The 21,594-nt window shown below is 44.4% G+C and carries 19 protein-coding genes and 1 other RNA gene; 14 read left to right on the top strand and 6 right to left on the bottom strand.

Going from position 1 to position 21,594, the window contains the following annotated elements; genetic code table 11:
- Window positions 1-11: 11 nt before the first annotated feature.
- From QZ918_RS06690 to QZ918_RS06635, 12 genes are all read left to right on the top strand, one after another.
- Window positions 12-245, top strand: a complete 234-nt coding sequence (locus QZ918_RS06690) for a type II toxin-antitoxin system Phd/YefM family antitoxin (protein WP_293332653.1) — start codon at window positions 12-14, stop codon at window positions 243-245.
- Between the two features lie 60 nt (window positions 246-305).
- Window positions 306-2,084: a serine/threonine protein kinase gene (locus tag QZ918_RS06685; protein ID WP_293332650.1), complete on the top strand. Its 1,779-nt coding sequence runs from the start codon at window positions 306-308 to the stop codon at window positions 2,082-2,084.
- A gap of 216 nt (window positions 2,085-2,300) precedes the next feature.
- Window positions 2,301-2,691: a transfer-messenger RNA gene (gene ssrA, locus QZ918_RS06680) on the top strand.
- Between the two features lie 674 nt (window positions 2,692-3,365).
- Window positions 3,366-4,484 (top strand): NADH-quinone oxidoreductase subunit NuoH, encoded by a 1,119-nt coding sequence (gene nuoH, locus QZ918_RS06675; protein ID WP_293149619.1) that lies wholly within the window; start codon window positions 3,366-3,368, stop codon window positions 4,482-4,484.
- A gap of 98 nt (window positions 4,485-4,582) precedes the next feature.
- Window positions 4,583-5,161 (top strand): NAD(P)H-quinone oxidoreductase subunit I, encoded by a 579-nt coding sequence (gene ndhI / locus QZ918_RS06670; RefSeq protein ID WP_293332647.1) that lies wholly within the window; start codon window positions 4,583-4,585, stop codon window positions 5,159-5,161.
- A gap of 210 nt (window positions 5,162-5,371) precedes the next feature.
- Window positions 5,372-5,995, top strand: a complete 624-nt coding sequence (locus QZ918_RS06665; protein ID WP_293149672.1) for an NADH-quinone oxidoreductase subunit J — start codon at window positions 5,372-5,374, stop codon at window positions 5,993-5,995.
- Between the two features lie 124 nt (window positions 5,996-6,119).
- On the top strand, window positions 6,120-6,425 hold the full coding sequence (nuoK, locus tag QZ918_RS06660; protein WP_228042566.1) for an NADH-quinone oxidoreductase subunit NuoK: 306 nt from the start codon (window positions 6,120-6,122) through the stop codon (window positions 6,423-6,425).
- 780 nt (window positions 6,426-7,205) lie between these two features.
- Entirely contained in the window at window positions 7,206-9,611 is a 2,406-nt protein-coding gene (locus QZ918_RS06655) for an ATP-binding protein (protein WP_293332644.1), read from the top strand.
- A gap of 7 nt (window positions 9,612-9,618) precedes the next feature.
- Window positions 9,619-11,517, top strand: a complete 1,899-nt coding sequence (locus QZ918_RS06650) for an ATP-binding protein (RefSeq protein WP_293332641.1) — start codon at window positions 9,619-9,621, stop codon at window positions 11,515-11,517.
- Between the two features lie 44 nt (window positions 11,518-11,561).
- A complete protein-coding gene (locus tag QZ918_RS06645; protein WP_293149611.1) occupies window positions 11,562-11,957 on the top strand; it encodes a response regulator in 396 nt (131 codons plus the stop codon).
- A gap of 22 nt (window positions 11,958-11,979) precedes the next feature.
- Window positions 11,980-13,269, top strand: coding sequence for an adenylate/guanylate cyclase domain-containing protein (locus tag QZ918_RS06640; RefSeq protein WP_293332637.1), 1,290 nt, complete (start codon window positions 11,980-11,982; stop codon window positions 13,267-13,269).
- A gap of 182 nt (window positions 13,270-13,451) precedes the next feature.
- The gene (locus QZ918_RS06635) at window positions 13,452-13,631 is read left to right on the top strand and encodes a hypothetical protein (RefSeq protein ID WP_293332634.1); all 180 of its coding nucleotides are present in this window, start codon (window positions 13,452-13,454) and stop codon (window positions 13,629-13,631) included.
- Window positions 13,632-13,670: 39 nt separating this feature from the next.
- On the opposite strand, the gene folB is transcribed toward QZ918_RS06635, so the two are convergent.
- The 6 genes from folB to QZ918_RS06605 form a co-directional block, all read right to left on the bottom strand.
- A complete protein-coding gene (gene folB, locus QZ918_RS06630; RefSeq protein WP_293149608.1) occupies window positions 13,671-14,027 on the bottom strand; it encodes a dihydroneopterin aldolase in 357 nt (118 codons plus the stop codon).
- A 204-nt stretch (window positions 14,028-14,231) separates the two neighbouring features.
- A complete protein-coding gene (locus tag QZ918_RS06625; RefSeq protein WP_293149606.1) occupies window positions 14,232-15,599 on the bottom strand; it encodes a serine/threonine-protein kinase in 1,368 nt (455 codons plus the stop codon).
- Window positions 15,600-15,709: 110 nt separating this feature from the next.
- On the bottom strand, window positions 15,710-16,168 hold the full coding sequence (locus QZ918_RS06620) for a hypothetical protein (RefSeq protein WP_293332631.1): 459 nt from the start codon (window positions 16,166-16,168) through the stop codon (window positions 15,710-15,712).
- Window positions 16,155-16,619 carry a hypothetical protein gene (locus QZ918_RS06615; protein ID WP_293332628.1) on the bottom strand — a complete coding sequence of 155 codons (465 nt, stop codon included), beginning with the start codon at window positions 16,617-16,619 and terminating at the stop codon, window positions 16,155-16,157. Before QZ918_RS06615 ends, QZ918_RS06620 begins: the two co-directional genes overlap by 14 nt.
- A gap of 235 nt (window positions 16,620-16,854) precedes the next feature.
- The gene (locus QZ918_RS06610; RefSeq protein WP_293332625.1) at window positions 16,855-17,457 is read right to left on the bottom strand and encodes a hypothetical protein; all 603 of its coding nucleotides are present in this window, start codon (window positions 17,455-17,457) and stop codon (window positions 16,855-16,857) included.
- Window positions 17,458-17,586: 129 nt separating this feature from the next.
- Entirely contained in the window at window positions 17,587-18,867 is a 1,281-nt protein-coding gene (locus QZ918_RS06605) for a glutamate-5-semialdehyde dehydrogenase (RefSeq protein ID WP_293332622.1), read from the bottom strand.
- Between the two features lie 524 nt (window positions 18,868-19,391).
- On the opposite strand from QZ918_RS06605, the gene QZ918_RS06600 reads away from it, so the two are divergent.
- Window positions 19,392-21,104, top strand: coding sequence for a zinc metalloprotease HtpX (locus tag QZ918_RS06600; protein ID WP_293332619.1), 1,713 nt, complete (start codon window positions 19,392-19,394; stop codon window positions 21,102-21,104).
- A 90-nt stretch (window positions 21,105-21,194) separates the two neighbouring features.
- Window positions 21,195-21,563: an SMP-30/gluconolactonase/LRE family protein gene (locus QZ918_RS06595; protein ID WP_293332616.1), complete on the top strand. Its 369-nt coding sequence runs from the start codon at window positions 21,195-21,197 to the stop codon at window positions 21,561-21,563.
- The last annotated feature ends 31 nt before the right edge of the window (window positions 21,564-21,594 follow it).

Raw genomic sequence — 21,594 nt, 5'->3', positions numbered from 1 at the left:
TTTGTAAACTTATGATACCTATTAATGAATCTCAACCGGAATTGCAACAGTCAATCGATTCGGTAAGTGAGTCGCATCAACCGATCGCCCTTGAACACACTAGCAATACAGTATTATTGTCTGAAGCTGAATCCGCATCTGTACAAGAAACATTGGATCTTCTCTCAGTGCCGGGGATGCGGGAATCGATTCGGGAAGGAATGGCAACGTCAATTGAGGAGTGCGATCGCCATTTAGACTGGTAACTGAGCAAACCATATGTGCCATAATCAGCCATATTATTTGAAGTGCGATCGCCCGAACCTATGGATGCGCTCATCGGCAAAACTTTACAGGGTGGAAAGTACACCCTCGAACAAGAATTGGGACGCGGTGGCTTTGGAATTACCTTCAAGGCAACTCACCGCTATTTAGGACAGCCTGTTGTTATTAAAACCCTCAACGAATCTCTGCGGCGGGATCCCAACTTTGCTGAGTTCGATCGCAAGTTTCAAGACGAAGCAAGGCGGTTGGCTTCCTGCGTCCATCCGAATATAGTCCGCGTCAGCGACTTCTTCATTGAAGACGGACAGCCATACATGGTAATGGACTACATAGCCGGTCAGAATTTGGGCGATGTAGTCGGTACAAACAATCCCCTCCCAGAAAATCTCGCAATTCTCTACATCACTCAAATTGGGGCTGCTTTGAAAGCAGTTCATCAAAAGGGTTTGCTGCACCGAGATATCAAACCGCAAAACATCCTGCTGCGCCAAGGTACTCAAGAAGTCGTGCTGATCGATTTTGGCATTGCCCGCGAGTTTACAGCAGGCGCAACCCAAAGTCACACTAATATGGTGTCCGACGGTTACGCACCACCAGAACAGTATTTCGCCCAAGGAAAATATACCCCAGCCACGGATGTTTACGGGCTAGCGGCGACGCTTTACACTTTGCTCACAGCCAGGGTACCCGTGGCTGCCATTTTGCGAACCAGTCAGCCGATGCCTTCACCCCGCGACTTGCGCCCTGACTTAAGTGTGACTGTGAGTCAAGCGGTGATGCGAGGGATGACGGTAGAGGCTCAAAATCGCCCTGCTACGGTGGATGAGTGGCTGTCGCTGCTGCACGGGCACTCGCCGGATACCGGGCCGACGCTGGCTGTGATGCCGGGACACGGCCCTCAGTCCCCTGCAACTCTCAAAACAGCGCCTGCTGTGGTGGCGAATGGGTTCGGCAACCGCAAGGTTTGGTTGATTTTGGGGTTTGTGACGATCGCACTTATATTCGGTGGTTTGGTGGGGATTGCGAGGATTTTATTCAACGGACAATCTTCGGAACCGGCACCAATAGCGAAGGACGATCGCACTTCCACCCCCGCAGATCCAGACGATCGCACTTCCAGCCCCGAACCAATTCCCACTCCCACACCCGCACCAATTCCCCCTCGCCAAGAAACTCCGCCGCCTGCTGCTGAAACTCCAACTCCAGCGCCAACTCCAACTCCCACTCCCACGCCAACTCTAACTCCAACTCCCGCGCCAACTCGAACTCTAACTCCAACTCCCGCGCCAACTCCACCAGCGGGGGCGGGCACGGGGGCACCGCCCCTACAAGAGACTACGGAAAAACTGGTTGACAAGCAATTGCCGCCCGGATCCGCACCCAGCGAACCACCGGCAACCAGCAATCAGAAGACTCCCACCATCCCAGGGTTTGCCGTTGGTACGCCGGAAAGTCAGATTGTAAGTGCACTGGGAGATCCCACAGACTCTCAATCCCGCGGCTATTGGCCGAATACTCGCACCGCACTTTATGAATTGCTGCCGAACCGGGTTACTCTGGGCTATATTTACGATCGCAATTCCGAACAACTCGTGCAAACAGAGGGCTCTTTTGCCCAGTCGGTGGACGATTTGGTAGTCCGAACCGCCTTAAACGGCATGGTGGGCGGCGCAGATAAGGAGATTTTGCAAGGGTTCCGGGACGTGCAGCAACGCCGCACCAATCGGTTTAATTTTCAGAAAGGTTCGCTGAAAGGGACGATCGAACGCAATGAGCGCGATCGAATTTACATCGGCGTCTGGGACAAAACTCTGCATTAGAAATCTTCCACGGGTATAGAGAAACCGGGTTTTTTAACGAAAATATTTGCCCAAAATGCTCATTCTTTGTAAAAAACCCGGTTTCTTTGTTGGTAGTGCGTCCTCGACTATTGGTAAAAAAAGCCTCAATCCACAATCTAAAATCCAAAATCTAAAATCTAAAATCCAAAATCGATTGACGTTATACAAAATATTAGCTATGATTAGAGAACACGAGGGGCTGTAATGGTTTCGACAGGGTGGCGAAAGCTGCTCCGTGATGCAGGTCGAGAGGGAGTCTACTCTCGTTAATATCGGCTCAAAAAAAATAGTAAATGCGAACAACATCGTTCCTTTCGCTCGCAAAGCCGTAGCTGTAGCCTAAAAACTTCTCTAGCTTGGTTCAGAGTGTATGCCGCTTAACTCCGTTAAAGGCAGCATAACAACCCCCAACGGATGCCCTAGCTAAACGTTTCTAGTCGGTTAGCCGGGAAAGAAATCACTAGAAAATCCCCCCATTTGGGATAAAGATGGTTCCCGCCCCGAGGATCAGAGGGGATAAACCTGTGAACGATCGGAAGGTAAATACCCGCTTTGGACGGCAGTTCGATTCTGCCCAGTTCCATAAAAAAGGTAGCGTAAAATCAATGGTTTAAGCCATTTGAAAGTTACCTTAAAGCATAAAAAGGGCAGAGAATTAATTCTCTGCCCTTTTTGTTTGGGCTATATAGCAGTTGACAGTTGACAGTTGACAGTTGACAGTTATAGCAAGCGAATCAAACCGTTTTTCGAGGGTTCGTCGGCCTTATTCATGAGTTTATTTCTGTCCGCGCCCGATGTGGCGGTTGCTATATCTCGTTCATCGAACTTATACCAATTTAAAAAAAGAATGCAACAGTATTCTTGTCCCCCCCGCAATGCAGCGGGGGGGCTAGGGGGGGTCGAAGAGTGTTGCACGATTTTAGAAAAATGGTATTACACGCGGGTACTCAGAAACCGGGTTTTTGCGAAAAAACTTCGTTACAACTCGCAGAAACCCATAAAAACCCGGTTTCTTTGGTCTTTCCCTACAAACAGTCAACAGTAATTAGCTAACACTCAACCATAAGTTACCAACCCATTAGCCAGCTTAGGGGATCAGATAATTAGAACTTCACCCATCCGTGCGTTCTTCGAGGCAGTCGGGCGATATACTTATAGGCGGTAAAGCATTAAAAATCTTTACAAAGTCCCCGCTCTCTAAGCCTACTCCTACGAAGGACGGGTGAAAAATTATATGGCGATCGCTCAAAAGCTGGAAACATGAACCCAGGAATTGACTTACAAGGAAGTTTTGTAGAAGCCCTAATGAATTTGGGCTTACCTGCCGACATCGCCCACGTGCTTTGGCTGCCACTGCCGATGGTGCTGATGGTTGTCGGTGCTGTATTCGGGGTACTGACTAGCGTCTGGCTAGAGCGGAAAATCTCCGCCGCCGCTCAACAGCGGATTGGCCCGGAATTTCTCGGCCCCCTGGGAGTCCTAGCACCCGTTGCTGACGGCATGAAGTTGGTATTCAAAGAAGACATTGTACCGGCAAAAGCTGACGCGCTGCTGTTCACGCTCGGCCCGGTAATTGTCGTGATTCCAGTGTTTCTGTCCTACTTGATCGTACCCTTCGGAGAGCATATGCTCATCGCCGATATGGGGACAGCGATATTTCTGTGGATTGCTCTCTCTAGCATTCAGCCGATCGGCTTGCTGATGTCGGGCTATGCTTCTAACAACAAATACGCCCTCCTCGGCGGACTCAGAGCCGCTGCTCAATCCCTCAGCTACGAAATTCCGCTAGCTTTGGCAGTATTGGCAGTTGTGATGATGTCCAACAGCTTAAGTACGATCGACATCGTACACCAACAAGCCGGCTACGGCATCATCGGCTGGAACGTCTGGCGCCAACCCGCAGGTTTTCTGATTTTCTGGATTGCAGCACTAGCCGAATGCGAACGTTTACCCTTTGACTTACCCGAAGCAGAAGAAGAATTGGTAGCAGGATATCAGACTGAGTATACAGGCATGAAATTTGCCTTATACTACATCGCTTCCTACGTTAACCTCGTCCTTTCTTGCCTGCTAGTAGCCGTTTTGTACCTCGGTGGTTGGGAATGCCCGATTCCCGTCGGAGTTATCACAAATGCCCTGGGATTGAGCGAAACAACTCCTTGGTTGCAGGTAATTACTGGCACGCTGGGCATTACAATGACCTTGTTGAAAGCCTACTTTTTCCTGTTCTTGGCAGTTCTGCTCCGTTGGACTCTGCCACGAGTTCGGATTGACCAATTGCTAGATTTGGGATGGAAGTTTTTGCTTCCGGTTGCTCTAGTTAACTTGCTATTGACCGCAGCTTTGAAACTTGCCTTTCCCTTTGCTTTTGGCGGTTAATTCATAATAGGTAAAGGGCAACAGAAAAAATACCTGTTAACCAATTACCTATTATTAGTTAGCAATTACCAAAAACTCAAGTACAGAGAGAGAACACGATGCTAAAATTCCTCAATCAAGTAGGCGAATACGCCAAAGAGACTGTTCAAGCTGCTAAGTTTATCGGGCAAGGGCTAGGCGTGACCTTCGATCACATGAGACGCCGCCCGGTGACGGTGCAGTATCCTTACGAAAAACTGATTCCTTCCGAGCGTTTTCGGGGCAGAATTCACTTTGAATTTGACAAGTGCATCTCCTGCGAAGTCTGCGTTCGGGTATGTCCGATCAACTTACCTGTAGTCGATTGGGAATTTAACAAAGAAACTAAGAAGAAACAACTCAAGCACTACAGTATCGATTTCGGTGTGTGTATCTTCTGCGGTAACTGCGTAGAATATTGCCCGACTAATTGTTTGTCGATGACAGAAGAGTACGAGTTAGCCGCCTACGAACGTCATGAATTGAATTATGACAACGTGGCCCTCGGACGTTTGCCCTACAAGGTTTCAGATGACCCGATGGTAACACCGCTGCGCGAATTCGCTTATTTGCCGAAAGGTGTGATGGATCCTCATGAAGTTTCCTACACCGATCGCCGTGCAGGCCTCCGCCCAGAGGAAATTCAGGAAAGTAAGTAATGGGAATGGGGCATCGGGTATGGGGCATGGTTACTTGTTAGTGGTTACTTGTTAGTGGTTACTTGTTAGTGGTTACTTGTTAGTGATTTTTCAAATAATAAATAACAAACAACAAATAACAAACAACAAATAACAAATAACACATCCCCAATGCCCAATGCCCTGTTTGCCCAATGCCCTGTTTGCCCAATTAACAAAGGATTAAATATTGTGAATCTAGCCGAAGGGGTTCAAATTGTTTCATTTGGCATACTCGCCTTAATGATGATTGGAGGAGCATTAGGAGTAGTGCTTTTTTCCAACATCGTTTACTCAGCATTTCTGCTGTGTGGCGTATTTACCAGCATTGCCGGCTTGTACCTATTGTTGAATGCTGACTTTGTAGCAGCAGCGCAAATCTTAATTTATGTTGGCGCTGTTAACGTCTTAATTTTGTTTGCCATCATGTTGGTAAACAAACGAGAAGAGTTCCGCACAATTCCTAACGCTTGGGTGCGTCAAGTCGCAACCGCAGTCGTTTGTGCTGGTTTGTTTGCACTTTTGGGCACGATGGTAGTCTCTACTCCTTGGGCAATTGTGACAACGACGGGAGCACCCGCCGAAAGTTCGATCGTGACGATCGCCAAACACTTCTTCACCGACTATTTGCTACCTTTCGAGTTAGCATCGGTATTTTTGTTGATGGCAATGGTAGGAGCAATTGTCTTGGCGCGCCGCGATTTCTTCCCGGATGAATTGTCCATGAAGCAATCAGATACACCAGCTTTTAGTTTGCCGGAACGCCCCCGCGAATTAGTTTCAGCCGGTGATGTTTCTTCACCGGAAACAAAGTAATTGTAGGGTGTGCACTGCCCACCTATGTGTTCGTCAGGCGAGAAACCTGGTTTCTGTTCGCAGCCTCTGTATCTGCCTGTTTTGTAGTAATTTAGACTGAGAGCAATTCCCAAAAATTATGCAACTGCAACTCCAGTATTTCCTGCTATTAGCTGCTGCACTTTTCTGCATTGGCATTTACGGTTTAATTACCAGCCGAAATGCCGTGCGCGTGTTGATGTCGATCGAGTTGATGCTGAATGCAGTCAATCTCAATCTGATGGGTTTTTCTAACTATCTTGACCCCGTACAGATTAAAGGTCAAGTATTTACTGTTTTTGTAGTCACCGTTGCGGCTGCTGAGGCTGCTGTTGGTTTGGCGATCGTCTTGGCGATTTACCGCAACCGCAATACCGTAGACATGGAAGAGTTTAATTTGCTGAAATGGTAATCGGCAGTCATTAAGCTGTCAAAATTAAGGTGGAGGGTTGACCAAATTGGGGAATTTCGGTGTTTGATCTGCAATATCCCCAACCCTCAACCCAATAAATTAGAAGCAAAAGACTATCAAGGGCGATCGGCTAATAGAGATAAGCTTGAATTTTTTTCAGATGTCGCAAAACTATAAAATGTCTGAAAAGTATCGTGTAATACCACTTCAAACAACTTCAAACCAAAGCTCCCACAGCAGTTGGTCAAAATCCTAATCGCTGCTAATTCTCAATAAAGTCGCTGTAGAATACAGCAATACAGATAATTTTTCTAACCAATACTTCGGACGGGTGCATCTGGCGCAAGGCAAATATGTTTGTAGGGGCGAAGCATCACCGAAATCAATATGAGATGATAACTAATAACTTATATGCGGTCATACTTCGCCCTCTTGAAAAACCAGATGCACTGCTTCGGACAGTATTCGATCGCCAAGAAGAGCATCAAAGTTTCAAGGGAAGTCGGTAATCGAGTTGCCGACGGAAAATCAAGGGTTTCAGACTACAACTAAAAACTGTCCGGACTATTGCTCATAATTGTAGCTTATTTTAAATATCGCGATCGGGAAACGGTGCACTAGCGAGCTGAATTTTGGAAACTTTGCTACTTGTAAGGAGTTTTTGTGTTACTTAGGTTCGGGTATCTTAAAAATTAGCAATTCCCGATTGTAACCTACCGAATTCATTGGGGCTATCGTACCATTTTTTAACTTATATTGAGTCCTATCGGACAATCTAGTATGAGAAAAATTCAAAAACATACTGGTAAAGCCTTTGTAACTGCTGCGAGCGCAGCCTTATCAATTCTGGTGGCTACCATGATTCTCGATCGCTCCGAAACTCAACGATTTCAGGAACAACAACAGGCAGATACTCTCAATCAACTGAGTACCGTGCGAGCCCGTTTGGAAGCGGCAATTAACACCAGACTGCTTCTCGTAGAAGCTTTAGTCATTCATGCTTCAACCCGTCCCGAACTCACCCAAGATGAATTTACAGCTATTGGTTCTCCTCTGTTGGAGAGGTATCGAGGGATTCGGAGTATGAACCTAGCCAAAAAATCGGCGATCAGTCATATTTATCCCGTTGAAGGCAACGAAAAAGCTTTTGGGTTGAACTTAGCAGCAACGCCGACCCAAAAAGAAGCTGTCGATCGAACTATTGCCTCCAAAAAATCGGTTGTTGCCGGCCCGGTTAAACTCGTACAAGGCGGTATTGCATTTATTAACCGATCGCCTATTTTTGTCAAATCAATAGAGGGAAAATCTGAATATTGGGGACTCGCGAGTATTTTGGTCAATCCCGAAACTATCTATGAAGAAGCCGGATTGTTACAAGAATCCTCTAACTTAAAATATGTACTGCGTGGCAAAGATGGATTGGGGGAAAAAGGTGAGGTTTTTTTCGGGAATGGGGCAATTTTTCAGGAAAAACCCGTTTTTCTTTCCGTCACGTTACCGAACGGTTCTTGGCAGTTAGCAGCCGTTCCTAAAACTGGATGGGATGACCATTCACCAGTTACTATTTGGTTGAGGGGAGGAGGTATGGCGATCGCACTTGTGGGAAGCATCGCTGTCTTCATTTTAGCTAGCGAACCGGCACGGTTGCAATTGGCGATCGATCGCGCCACCGCCGCATTGCGCCAAAATGAAGAAACACTCAAACAGAAGAATGCCGAGATGAAAGCCTTAAATTCAGCATTATCTGAAAGCGAAGGCCGCCTATCGCAATTCCTCGATGCCATGCCCATTGGTGTTTTTGTCACCGACAGTCACGGAAATCCGTACTACACCAATCAAACTGGACAGCATCTTCTCGGTCAAGGTGTGGTAGCATCCGTTGCCGAACAAATTCAGATTCAATACAAAATTTACCAAGCTGGTAGCGATCGCATTTATCCTCAAGAATCAGATCCGCTGTTAAATGCGTTGCAAGGAAAAAGCGTCCGCGCTGAGGACATGGAAATTCATCATCCCGACAAAATTATTCCCATTGAAAGTGCAGGAACGCCGATTTACGATGCCGATGGAAACCTAAGTTATGCGATCGCAGCTTTCCAGGATATCACCGAACGCAAACAAGCTGAAAAATTGCGCGAAGATTACAATCGAACATTAGAGGAACAAGTTGCCGAACGCACAGCCAAACTATCCCAAACCTTAACCGAACTCCAACTGACTCAAGATGAATTAGTGCAATCGGAAAAAATGGCAGCATTAGGTCAACTCGTAGCAGGAGTTGCTCACGAAATTAACACGCCGTTAGGAGCAATTCGCTCTTCTGTGAGTTATATTACCGACTTTCTCAACGAAAACCTCAGCCAATTTCCCACATTATTTCGCGAACTTACCCCAGAACGAGAAACACAATTTTTGGAATTGTTGCAACGATCCATTGCCAACACCACGATCGTATCCGGTCGCGAACGCCGACAACTCAGAAAAACAATTACTAGCCAACTCGCAGCCCAAAACATTGAGAAATCAGAAGGATTAGCCAATATCCTCCTCGACTTAGGAGTTCACGATCGCCTCGAACCTTTATTCTCACTTCTACGACAAAGCGACAGCGACCAATTCCTCAAAACTGTACGGGCCTTTGTACGCTTGCAGGCTAGCACCCGAGATATTAACATCGCCAGCGATCGTGCCGCCAAAGCCGTGTTTGCCCTCAAAACCTACGCCCGACACGACTCTAGCGGTGAAACAATCGAAGCCAACATCCTCGACGGCATAGATGCAGTTTTGACCCTCTATCAAAGTCAGATCAGACAGGGTATAGAATTAACTAAAAACTACGAACATATCCCACCCATTCAGTGTTATTTTGACGAACTTAACCAAGTGTGGACGAATTTGATTCATAACGCCCTACAAGCGATGAATAACAAAGGATCTCTCACCGTTAACGCAATTCACAATGACGAAAATATCCAAATTAGCATTGCCGACAGTGGCACGGGGATTCCCCCAGAAATCCACTCAAAAATATTCCAACCTTTCTTTACCACTAAACCCCCAGGCGAAGGAAGTGGATTGGGACTGGATATCGTTCGCAAAATCGTTGAAAAACATCGGGGACAGATTACTTTTCAATCTCGTCCAGGTCAAACCACATTTACAGTTATCCTACCAATAGAGCGTTAAAAAAAAAATGAGTAAACCTATTGTGATTTGTATTGATGACGAGCAATTTGTTCTGGATAGCCTCATCCGAGAAATATCAGAATCTTTAGAGAATGAATGCGAAATCGAAACAGCACTCGGAGGTGTGGAAGCATTAGAATTGGTGGATGAGTTAATCAAAGATGGTAGTGAAATTGCGCTGGTGATATCTGACTATATCATGCCAGATATCAAAGGAGATGAAGTCCTGCGATACGTTCACGAAAAACTCCCACAAACTCTAAAAATTATGTTGACAGGCGAGGCAACAGTTGAAGGAATCGTGAATGCGATTAACTCCGCAAAACTCTATCGATATATTTCCAAGCCTTGGCACAAAGTCGATTTAAAATTGACAGTAAAAGAAGCAATCAAAAGTTACGTGCAGGAAAGAAAGCTAGCCGAACAGAATAAACGATTAATAGAAAATGAACAGCGATTGAGACATTTTTTAGAAGCTATGCCAATTGGTGTATCGGTTCATAACGCTCTGGGACAACTAACCTACGCCAATCAAAAATATAAGGAATTGTTTGCAATCGCAGAAGGGACAATCTCGAATATCGAAAATTTACCCCATATTTATGCTTTGTATCAAAGCGAGTACCAAGATTTGTGCCGATCGCCAGACTTGCCGATCGCGCGTTCTTTGTCAGGAGAAATAGTGCGAACTGACGATCTAGAAATTCATCAAGAAAAACGGATAATTCCTTTAGAGATTTCTTCGACACCAATTCGCGATGAAACTGGAAAAATTTGTTATGCGATTGCCACTTTTTCCGATATTACAGAAAGGAAACAAGCCGAAAAACTCAGAGAGAATTACAATCGTAATTTAGAATCTCAAGTTTCCGAAAGAACGCAACAGCTACAGCAAAAAAACGAAGAACTTGCCAATACTTTAAAACAGCTAGAATCAGCTCAGCAGGAATTGATTCATTCTGAAAAAATGGCAGCATTAGGTCAACTGATTGCGGGAGTTGCCCACGAAATCAATACGCCTTTGGGTGCGATTCAATCCTCTGTTAAATATATTGGCGATTACTTCTCGGAAAATTTGGCTGCATTACCAACATGGTTTCGACAGTTGACACCCGAAAAAGAATTACAATTTAAGGAATTATTAGCGCGCTCGATGGTAAATCCTGCATTGATTTCTGGAAGGGAAAGACGACAACTCAGAAAAGCAATCGTCGCCCAACTAGAAACCCAAAATCTCGGTAATGCCGATACTCTTGCCAATCTGCTTCTCGATCTTAAAATTTACGAAAACATAGAGCCTCTGTTCAATTTATTTCAAGAGCCCAGCAGCGAAATATTTCTCAAAACAGTCCGCTCTTTTGTGCGATTGCAAGAAAGCACTCGAGATATCAATACTGCCTCTGAAAGGGCTGCAAAAGTTGTATTTGCACTCAAAACCTATGCCAGACAAAATCTCAACGAGCAAAAAATTAAAGTCAATATTATCGAAGGATTAGAAGCAGTTCTGACACTTTATCAAAATCAAATCAAACATGGAGTAGAGTTAATCAAAAATTATGAATATTTGCCCCAGATCGAATGCTATTTTGATGAACTCAATCAAGTGTGGACAAACTTAATTCACAATGCTTTGCAAGCGATGAATTATCGGGGAATACTCAGAGTTGATGCCGCTCGCTCGAATGGTAACGTCGAAGTCAGTATTACTGATAGCGGCAGTGGTATACCAGATGAGATTCAAGATAAAATCTTTCAGCCATTTTTTACCACTAAACCTCCAGGGGAGGGCAGCGGTTTAGGGCTGGACATCGTGAAAAAAATTATTGAAAAACATGGAGGGACAATTCATTTTATATCGCTGCCTGGTAAAACTACTTTTATTGTGACATTACCAGCAGGTATCTAGAGTAGTTTGATGTTAAATTGTTTGTAATTTCAGGAGAAATAATTATGCCTAAGCTTGCAATTTTGTGTGTTGATGATGAAGTTGTTATTTTAAACAGCGTACTGCGACAAATTCAAGAAGAATTTGATGACCAATATGTATATGAAACTGCCGAAAATGCAGAGGAAGCACTAGAAGTTTTAGACGAACTTTATGAAGAAGGAACTCAAGTCGTAATTATTGTTTCTGATTGGTTAATGCCGGGAATGAAAGGCGATGAATTGCTCGTTCAAGTGCAGAAAAGGTTTCCAGGAACGGTGAAAATTTTATTAACTGGACAGGCAGATGATGCAGCGATCGAACGAGCCCAAAAAGAAGCAGACCTTCATCATTTTATCCCCAAACCTTGGACAAAGCAAGAACTGATTAACTCCATCAAGTCGGGAATTGAAAAATTATAAATTAATCCCACTTTAGAGCAATATGAAAAAACCAGTCATTCTGTGTGTCGATGATGAACAAATGATTCTTGATAGCCTCAGAAAAGAACTATCAGAAACCCTAGAAAATCAATATGAAATAGAAACAGCATATGACGGGTATGAAGCGCTGCAAATTGTCGATGATTTATTAGAAGATGGTCATGAAATTGCTGTCGTAATTGCCGACTACATGATGCCCATAATGAAAGGAGATGAAGTCTTAAAAGAAATTCACAATAAGTCTCCTTCAACAATTACAATCATGCTGACGGGGCAAGCGAGTATCGAGGGAGTCACCAATGCCATTAATACGGCAAAACTCTATCGATATATAGCTAAGCCCTGGCAAGCTGAAGATTTATTTTTGACGATAACAGAAGCTACAAAAAGTTATATACAAGCAAAAAATATAGTTAAACAAAATATAGAATTAATTAAAATAAACCAAAATTTAATTGCTTTAAACACAGCTTGTTCTCGCTTCGTACCGGATGAGTTTCTTAAATTGTTGAATAAAAAAAATCTTGTCGATATTGAACTTGGTGATTCTGTGAAAAAAGAGATGTCAGTTATGTTTTCTGATATTCGATCGTTTACAAGTATTTCAGAAACCATGCCTTTAGAAGATATTTTTAAATTTATTAATAGCTATTTTTCTATAATGGAACCCGCTGTTATTGAGAATAATGGGTTAATTGACAAATATATTGGCGATGCGCTTATGGCATTATTTGGTAGTGTTTATCATGCGGATTCTGCCGTCAAGGCGGGAATTTCTATGCTCAAAAAACTTGCCGAATACAATCTAACCCGACAAGCACGCGATCGCCCTCACATTAAAATTGGTATCGGCATCAATACAGGAATGTTAATGCTTGGAACTGTAGGCGGAAAATTTCGTATGGACGGGACAACAATCGGCGATGCTGTCAATATAGCCTCCCGACTAGAAACTTTAACTAAGCTGTATGGCGTGCCGTTGTTGATTAGCGATTGCACATTTTTAGGGTTAAAAGATGCTAATCAATATTGCATTCGTTTAGTCGATCTTGTACAAGTTAAAGGCAAATCTAAAGTGGTATCCGTCTTTGAAGTCTTCGATGCGGATCCGCCGGAAATTCAAGAGTACAAACTCGCTACTAAAACCGAGTTTGAGCAAGGGTTAGTATTTTACACAACAGAAGAATGGGAAGCTGCTTCCCGATGTTTTGAAAAATGCTTGCAGCATAATCCACAAGATACTGTAGCACAATTACACTGGAATCGATGCCAAAATAAATACTCCAATTAAAGGGCGATGAATGCTGAAAATAGTCGGATTATTGATTATTTGAGAAGATATATAGCGGATATCAGAAAGATTCGCGGATGTTGTTGGGCTTGGGCCCTATACGTTGAACTGGTTATATAAGCTGTCAGTCATACCTCATCTTTTTGAGAAAGGCTATACTAATAACCAATAACTAATAATCAATGATATCGTGTCCGCACTGCCAACTGCAATTAGATTCGATCGCGCGTGCGGATTTAAGTCGGCAAAATGGAGCGGACTTAAGTCCGCACTACCAACCGCAATTAGATTCGATCGCGCGTGAGGACTTAAGTCGGCACAATGGAGCGGACTTAAGTCCGCACTACCAACTGTTTTTGTGATGGTAATTGACCGGACATGATATGACTAATCACTAATCACTAATGACTTCTAACTATTTCTAGAGTGATTTTGCCGCCGAAGTCGGGGATGGGAGCGGCCGGTTTTGAAAGCTGTACTTTAACTTTTTCAACTAAAGGAAGTTTTAAAAGCGCTTGGGCGATCGCATCTGCTAACCGTTCGATCAATAAAAACTTGGAGTTTTTGACTAACTCTTGAATCAGAGTAATGGCACTGCGGTAATCCAGAGTATGTTCAATATCATCACTTTTTCCAGCCTTCGACAAATCTAGCCAGAGAGTGACATCCACCTCAAACCGCTGTCCCAAAACTTGCTCTTCCGGTAGATAGCCCGTGTAGCCGTAGCAGCGAATTCCTGTAAGTTGAATACAATCCATTGTGAAATAAACTAAAAGTAAGTTGCCTATACCAAATTGTATTAAACCAGATAAAGTTATCCTGGGTGCATTTCAATTTGGAAAGGGCGAAGATATTTGCAAAAATGAGATGCACCCGTTCTCCTTCTCTTGTATCTCTTTCTTTCTCCCCTCTGCGCCCTCTGCGCCCTCTGTGGTTAAATAACTCTTATTATATCTTAAATTTTACAACTGCCCTCCCTTCTCCAAATTATCCAGAAAATCCTCAGCAACTTCACACCATTTCTGCCTAATTTCTGCATCTTCTGGCTTGTCTGTCAATGTACGACCTTGTAATTCGGGATATTTATTGTAAAATAATTCATCTACTTTTTGATAGAATATATCTGGGTCAATGTTGAGATTTTTGCGACGCTTTCCAATTTTTTCTTGCCTAGCTATTTCTGCATCTAAAGACGTATTTGTGGGAAATTGTGGAAGTTCCGGAAACTTGGGTAATTCAGGCAGTTTGGGTAGGGTAAAACCAGATTTGACGGCACCAAAAGCTAACACTCCCGGCAATAAAACCACGCTTAAACTAGCAACAGTTTTCCAAGGAATTAATTTTAAAATATTGGTAGTTTTAACAATTTGAGGGTTTTGGTTGACTGGAGTCTGATTGTTGGTAGCAGTTTTAGTAATGTTTTTGAAGGGGCGCCCGACAAAGTTCATCGTCACCATTTGGGAGATGATGTTGCCAATTTGAGATAATTTTGGATCTTTGAGGGCTTCGCGGACTTCTTTTGCGGATTGGTAGCGATCGCCCGGTGGTTCTGCTAGCATCTTATCTAACACGGTTCCCAGGTTTGGACTGACGGTGACGTGCGATCGCCAATCCCAAGTTCTGTTATGGATATCGTAGAATTTTTGAGGCTTTTTGCCGCTTAGCAGTACCAAAGCCGTGACAGCTAAAGCGTACAAATCGCTAGCCGCCGAAACTTTTCCGTGTCGCATTTGTTCTGGGGGCGAATATCCCTGTTTGCCGATCGCCGTTGCAGCTTGTCCCCTAAACTGAAATACGGCTGTTGCTGCGATTTGCTTGACAGAACCGAAGTCAATTAAAAAGGGCAGTTTGTCAACACTGTGCTGAATGATGTTGTCGGGGGAAACATCGCGGTGAATTAAATTGCGGGAATGAATGTATTCTAAAACTGGTAAAAGCTGAAATAGGAGTTGAGTAACTTCGGCTTCGGTAAAATTTTTACCTTGCTGCTGACGCGATATCAGTATTTCTTCGTAGGTTTGACCGGGGATGTAGTCTTGAACTAAAAATAAAGATAGATTGCCGCCCAAATCGGTGCGGAGGAGTTCTCGAAAGCGGGGGATTTGCGGGTGTTGGAGGTTGTAAAGCATACTCGCTTCGCGATCGAACAATTCGGCTGCTTTGGGGCTTTGAACCACCGGGGAAAACTCTTTGAGCACGCATTGTTCGTTGTAGCGGTTGATATCTTCGGCGAGGTAAGTGCGCCCGAAGCCGCCGCGGCCTAATTCGCGGATGATGCGGTAGCGTTTTTCGAGGGTAGAACCTGGGGCGAGGGGGGAAGGGTTAGACATAAACAACTGAAAAGTGTTCGAGTTGGGTGGCGCAGTATCGCTTAATTGTAGCTAAGTTTGGTTGGAATGGAGGGCGCGCCCCAGCATTATTAGTCTTCGGTTCAATAGCTTTACCGATCGTTTGATGATGATGTAGAATCTCCCTCATCATCATTCGACTCTGACAAGTTTTCCTCCTCTTGCTTTGACTCCATCAACTCTACAAGCAATTGCTTTAAATTCTTGTCAGGAGGGCGCTTAGGAAACTCACTGTGCGTATATATCCATGCAAGATCGATTACACTTTGAGTACGATCGACCAAGTACATAAGTCTTCCCTCACCTGAAGCACCCCGCAAACCTGGCATATCAAAGTAATATTTTCGGAATTCCCGTTCCTCCGGTTTTCGCAAATTTCCAGGCCATCCTTCAGCAAAAGAATTAGGAAGAAAAGGATCGTTGCTCAAATTGGTGACAAGTTGTGCAACACATTCCTGAAAAGATTTTTTAGCTTTTTCACCTTTATAATACCGCTTCAGAAGCTCTTTGTAGGTACGCTTAAATTTATCAGATGGGTTAATCCGAAACACTGCTCAGCCACTCACAAAATTCATCAGGTGTTAATGCAGGGCGATCTCCTGATTTAGCCAAAGTTTCCTGCACAACTTCAGCCATTGTTTGTTCGTAATTTGGGTGTTCTTTTTCTATTGCTCCCAGTACAGCATTTTTCAGACGTATTAAGGCATTCAAGTAGTCAGCAAGAGCATCTGTTTCCCCCCTGATTAGTATCCAGGCTAAGGATATCCTTGTTCGCAAAGAAGCCACGAAACCCTCAGTACCGTCTTTATTGATAATTGAGGTGTAAATTAAAGCTTTAAGCAACTCACGCTCCTGAGCAGAAAGGTCATCCCACTTTTTCTCTACTGCTGTTGCTAAACCTTCTGCTTTTTGGGCGAGCGATCGCAACTTTGATGAACTGATTGTATGCGCTTGCGAGATTTGCTGAATTTCGTAAGGGTTAATCGTGATGCTAGCGGACATCTGCTTCACCTTTTGATACTGTTATAAGTATACCATTTATCTTATCAGTCATGGTCGGATTTCCAAATTAATTATACCATGCAGTTGTAGGGTGCGTCAGACGGTGTTATAGGGTGATTATTTAGAGTCTCGGCTCTCACGCACCCTACTAATTATGCCTGTTTCGTAAATCTTAGATCGCAAGTAAGTTGTAGGGTTCGTCAGTTTGTTATAAATATTTATACATCGCGCTTTTTTATTCCCAGTCTAATTCAAATACACCATACGATCGCTGCTTGTAACGATTCCCCGAATCCAGATCTACTAAATACCAGTCGATGACTTCTCCGTCTTCGCTTAAATACACTTCGGCACCGCGCGGATATTCTTGTCCGTTGATGGTATGCGGAGCAGACAGCAGGATTACACTAGGTTTACCGCCGGCATACCGCCACACAACAAAATGCGAAGTGCAAGGAAATCCCTCGATTATTCGATCTGCGTCTATTTCATGGGAATACTCCAATAATTTGCCAGTTTTATCAAAAGTCAGGCGGCTATCTGACTGGTACAAAACTCCATCTATTTCAACATCTGAAGCTAGCGAAGCATTCAGCAACCCACCATTTTCGTGCAGGTAGACTATACGGTCACCCGGACAAGGAATACCATCCAAAACAGTTGTTTGGGATAGCCAACAGAGTTTAAGCCGTCCGGAGGGAAAAAAGACTGCACTGCGATCGCCCAAACAGGGAATACATTGAATTACGGCATCGCTGGCAAGTGTAGCATCATGAACGGATCCATTTGGGAAAAATTCAGCATCCTCATCTAGGAATTCTATACCATTTACTATCATTATCCTTATCGACTGATAAAAAAAGAGCGATCGAAGTTGTAGGGTGCGTCAGACGCGGTTCTAGGGTGATTGTTCAAAGTCTCGGATCTGACGCACCCTACTAATTATGCCTGTTTCGTAAACCTTATATCACAAGTCTCGATGCGTAAACTCCCGAGAATCTTTCCCCACATAACTAGCCGCAATATGACCATCTCCAAGCACTCGATACTTATAGGTAATCAAACCTTCTAAACCAACGGGGCCGCGAGGTGGCATTTGCTGCGTGCTAATCCCCACTTCTGCACCGAAACCGTAACGGAAACCGTCGGCAAATCTCGTCGAACAATTGTGATAAACTCCGGCTGCATCTACTCCATTTAAAAATGTTTCAGCGGCTTCGCTGTCTTCGGTAACGATCGCATCTGTGTGTCTCGAACCGTAGGTATTGATGTGGTTAATTGCGTCTTCCACAGAATCTACGATTTTGATTGACAAAATTAAATCGCTGTATTCTGTAGACCAATCCGCTTCATTTGCTTCGGCAATGTCCAAGATTTTGCAAGCTTTTTCGTCTCCCCGCAGTTCGACTTTCTTCTGCTGCAATGCTTCGGCAACTTCGGGCAGGAATTTGGGGGCAATATCCCTATGAACTAACAAGGTTTCAATGGCGTTGCAGGCGGCAGGATACTGGGTTTTGGCATCGATGGCAATTTCTACAGCTTTCTGAATGTCCGCTGCTTTGTCTGCATACAAATGACAGATTCCGTCGGCGTGTCCCAAGACGGGAATCCGGGTATTTTCCTGCACGAACCGCACGAAGGAATTAGAACCTCTGGGAATAATTAGGTCTACGTATTCATCCATTTTTAGCAGTTCGATTGTTTCTTCCCGCGTGGTTAGCAACTGCACTGCTTCAGGATTGACTGCTGTTTCTGCTAATGCTTGATGGATGACTTTTGTCAGGATTTCGCAGGAACGGACGGCTTCTTTGCCGCCTTTGAGAATTACGCCGTTGCCGGATTTGATGGCCAAGGATACTATCTGAATTAAGGCTTCTGGGCGCGCTTCAAAAATAATCCCTAAAACGCCTAAAGGACAGGTAATGCGCTTTAGAATTAATCCTGTGTCTAATTCGCGGTGGATTTGCACGGCACCGATCGCGTCTGGGAGTTTCGCAACGTCGCGCACGCCCGCGATCGCACTTTGCAACTTGCTCTCGTCCAACTTTAGGCGATCGTACAGCGGTTTGGCAATGCCATCCGCCTGGGCCGCCGCGCGATCGGCAGCATTCGCCGCCAAAATGTCGGGTGCAGCAGCTTCTAAAGCTTTAGCGATCGCTTCAATGGCTTGATTTTTGGCATCGGCAGACAAAACTGCCAATTTCCTAGCAGCTTGGCGTGTTTTTTGGGCAATTTCAATAATCGACATGGCGTTTATTCAGTTGACAGTTGACAGTTGAGAGTTGACAGTTGACGGTTCACTGTAGGGGCGGTGCCCCCGTGCCCGCCCTCTTAATTGACAGTTGATGGTTAAGGGCTACCTCTACCTCGAACGAAGATGATTGGACTAATGAATTGTCTAATTTTAATTTATCCATACAAGGGTTTCGGCTTTAAAGCAATTCTTTTTGGTGACTTTGAAATATAGCCTTTTTCAAAAAGATGAGGTATGGCCAACAGCTTATATAACCGATTAGAGTAAGAGGGCTGAAGCCCAACAACGTATCTAATCTTTCTGGTAACTTTGAAATAGTTTTAATTGTTGAGTTTTGAAATGGGGATTGGATTTTTGGAAATAAATTAGATGGGCGGTTTTCAATCTTAACAATTTACAGGAAATTATATATTTTTGTTGAGACTCCTGACCGCGCTCCGAAATTACAGGTTAAAACAGTGAAGTATAGATAAAATCCCACGGTAATTACCTTTTGTCAATCACCTTAGGAGAATATTATGTCATCTCAAGCTCCTTTACGCAAGGCAGGGCGATCGCCCAAAGCCGGGATTAAACTGATCCAGAAAACTGGCGGAAACCTGGTTTTAGCTTCCGGCGCCACTATCATCATGCTGTTTGGTATGGTGTTCGTGTTATCCTTGGCCACAGTTTTCATTATCAACAGTCCCGATCCAGTCGCCGGATTGGCGATCGCACTTCCAGTCACTCTAATTTTTAACATCGCAGCTTTTTTCCTATCGCCTTACTTGATGGACTTAACCCAAAATTGGCTCTACAATACTCGCTGGGTTTCCCTAGCAGAAATTGACAGCCTGAGTCCGGAAACAGCGAAAGTTATTCAGAAAGTTTGCCAACAGAAAAAGCTCAAGCAGCCGCGTTTAGGAATTATCGACGACCAAAACCCTACTGCTTTTACCTACGGTTCCTTTCCTAACAGTGCTCGCTTAGTCGTCAGTCAAGGTCTTTTCACCTATTTAGACGATGATGAAATTGCCACTGTTTACGCCCACGAATTAGGTCACATCGTCCATTGGGACTTTGCTGTCATGACTTTAGCTTCAACTTTAGTGCAGATTACTTACTTAATTTACACTACAGCTCACAGGCTCGGTCGAAACGGCGGTGAAAAAGCTAAAGATGCAGCCAGTAGTGTAGCTGCTATTGCTTATGTATTTTACATCGCAGGCACTTATTTGTTGCTGTACTTGTCGCGGACGCGAGAATATTTTGCCGACCATTTTGCCGCCGAAACTACCGGAAACCCCAATGCTTTATCGCGTGCTTTGGTAAAGATTGCTTACGGTATTTTGGAAGAAGGACAAAGAGCAACGGAACCCAGTCGCTTGTTAGAAGGAACTCGTGCTTTAGGCATTTATGATGCAAAAGCTGCGGCATCTAGCGGTACTGCTTACCGGATTGCGTCGGAACCGGAAAAAATTGGACGAGTTTTTCTGTGGGATATGTTCAATCCGTGGGGTTGGTGGATGGAGTTGAATTCGACTCACCCGCTGACTGGTAAGCGAGTTCGCGCTTTGAGTACCTATGCCGAACAATTAGGCTTGGATATTGAGTTTGACATGGGCCGGATTGTGGGCGAAGGTCACCTTTTGAGCAAGCGGAAATTGTACGGAAATTTCTTTTTCGATTTGTTGCTGTACAGTGCGGAAACTCTGGGCTTGGCAGTGGGTTTTGCGATCGGCATTTCCCTCTCGGCTGGGAAGCCGATGATGATGGTTGCTTGTGCTTTAATCGGTTTGGGCGTGGGAATTTTAATCAAAGCTTTGGTGATGTTCCCGAATTACGCACAAGCAGAAGAGTTGGATGTTTTAACTTTAATGTCTGACCCCTATGCGAGTCCTTTACGCGGTCAACCTGCGAAACTACAAGGCGAATTAATTGGTCGCGGTGATGCGGGTTATGCGTTTGGTTCCGATTTGAAATTGCAAGACAGAACGGGAATGATGTACCTACATTATGCTTCTCGTTTTGGGCCGATTGGTAATTTTCTGTTTGGGATGAAACGGGTTGAAAGTTTGATTGGTATGGATGTTAGCGCTTTGGGTTGGTTCCGCCGGGGTGTGGCGCCTTGGATGGATTTGATTCATCTTGAAAGCGATAGCGGTACGACTGTTAGCAGCTATCACCGTTTCTGGTCTTTTGTGATGGGGATTGGTGCGATCGCGATCGGTATTGCAGTTCTTTTTCTGTAATGTCCAGCTTAACATTTGAAAGGACTGAAGTCCGAAGGATCAAACCAGGTTCGTAGTGAGGACTTCAGTCCTTCCCAAACCAGGTTCGTAGTGAGGACTTCAGTCCTTCCCCTTTTTACCAGACGAGCAAAAAATTATGTCAACAATTCGGAAGCGCAATACATTGCTATTTTTGATGTCAAACCAGAGGGAAAGGTTACAAATCAGCGAGTTTTTGCTGAGCTCAAAGATGTCAGTCAAAGCGGAGTTTTCGAGGGTTTAAAAGTTGATTTAGAAGGGAATATTTACAGCACCGGGCCTGGGGGAGTGTGGATTTTATCCCCGACAGGCGAACTGTTCGGCAAAATTTATGTACCCGAGACGGCGACTAATTTAGTCTGGGGAGATAGAGATTATAAAACGCTTTACATTACCGGAAGTAAAAGTCTTTATCGAATTCGCCTTAAAAACGGTTTGTAGTGAGGACTTTAGTCCTCAGAAAGCAGGACTG

Source organism: Microcoleus sp. CAWBG58 (assembly GCF_020883045.1).
Taxonomy (GTDB): Bacteria; Cyanobacteriota; Cyanobacteriia; order Cyanobacteriales; family Microcoleaceae; genus Microcoleus.
Note: the sequence above shows the minus strand (reverse complement) of the source record. Positions and strands in the feature narration are given on the sequence as shown.

Bases quoted from the DNA above. Each gene is read 5' to 3' on its own strand.
- QZ918_RS06685 (WP_293332650.1), top strand. From the start codon at position 306: ATGGATGCGCTCATCGGCAAAACTTTACAGGGTGGAAAGTACACCCTC.
- QZ918_RS06610 (WP_293332625.1), bottom strand. From the start codon at position 17,457: ATGATAGTAAATGGTATAGAATTCCTAGATGAGGATGCTGAATTTTTC.
- folB (WP_293149608.1), bottom strand. From the start codon at position 14,027: ATGGATTGTATTCAACTTACAGGAATTCGCTGCTACGGCTACACGGGC.
- QZ918_RS06655 (WP_293332644.1), top strand. From the start codon at position 7,206: ATGAGAAAAATTCAAAAACATACTGGTAAAGCCTTTGTAACTGCTGCG.
- QZ918_RS06615 (WP_293332628.1), bottom strand. From the start codon at position 16,619: ATGTCCGCTAGCATCACGATTAACCCTTACGAAATTCAGCAAATCTCG.
- QZ918_RS06605 (WP_293332622.1), bottom strand. From the start codon at position 18,867: ATGTCGATTATTGAAATTGCCCAAAAAACACGCCAAGCTGCTAGGAAA.
- QZ918_RS06690 (WP_293332653.1), top strand. From the start codon at position 12: ATGATACCTATTAATGAATCTCAACCGGAATTGCAACAGTCAATCGAT.
- QZ918_RS06625 (WP_293149606.1), bottom strand. From the start codon at position 15,599: ATGTCTAACCCTTCCCCCCTCGCCCCAGGTTCTACCCTCGAAAAACGC.
- QZ918_RS06640 (WP_293332637.1), top strand. From the start codon at position 11,980: ATGAAAAAACCAGTCATTCTGTGTGTCGATGATGAACAAATGATTCTT.
- QZ918_RS06645 (WP_293149611.1), top strand. From the start codon at position 11,562: ATGCCTAAGCTTGCAATTTTGTGTGTTGATGATGAAGTTGTTATTTTA.
- QZ918_RS06650 (WP_293332641.1), top strand. From the start codon at position 9,619: ATGAGTAAACCTATTGTGATTTGTATTGATGACGAGCAATTTGTTCTG.
- nuoH (WP_293149619.1), top strand. From the start codon at position 3,366: ATGAACCCAGGAATTGACTTACAAGGAAGTTTTGTAGAAGCCCTAATG.
- QZ918_RS06600 (WP_293332619.1), top strand. From the start codon at position 19,392: ATGTCATCTCAAGCTCCTTTACGCAAGGCAGGGCGATCGCCCAAAGCC.
- ndhI (WP_293332647.1), top strand. From the start codon at position 4,583: ATGCTAAAATTCCTCAATCAAGTAGGCGAATACGCCAAAGAGACTGTT.
- QZ918_RS06635 (WP_293332634.1), top strand. From the start codon at position 13,452: ATGATATCGTGTCCGCACTGCCAACTGCAATTAGATTCGATCGCGCGT.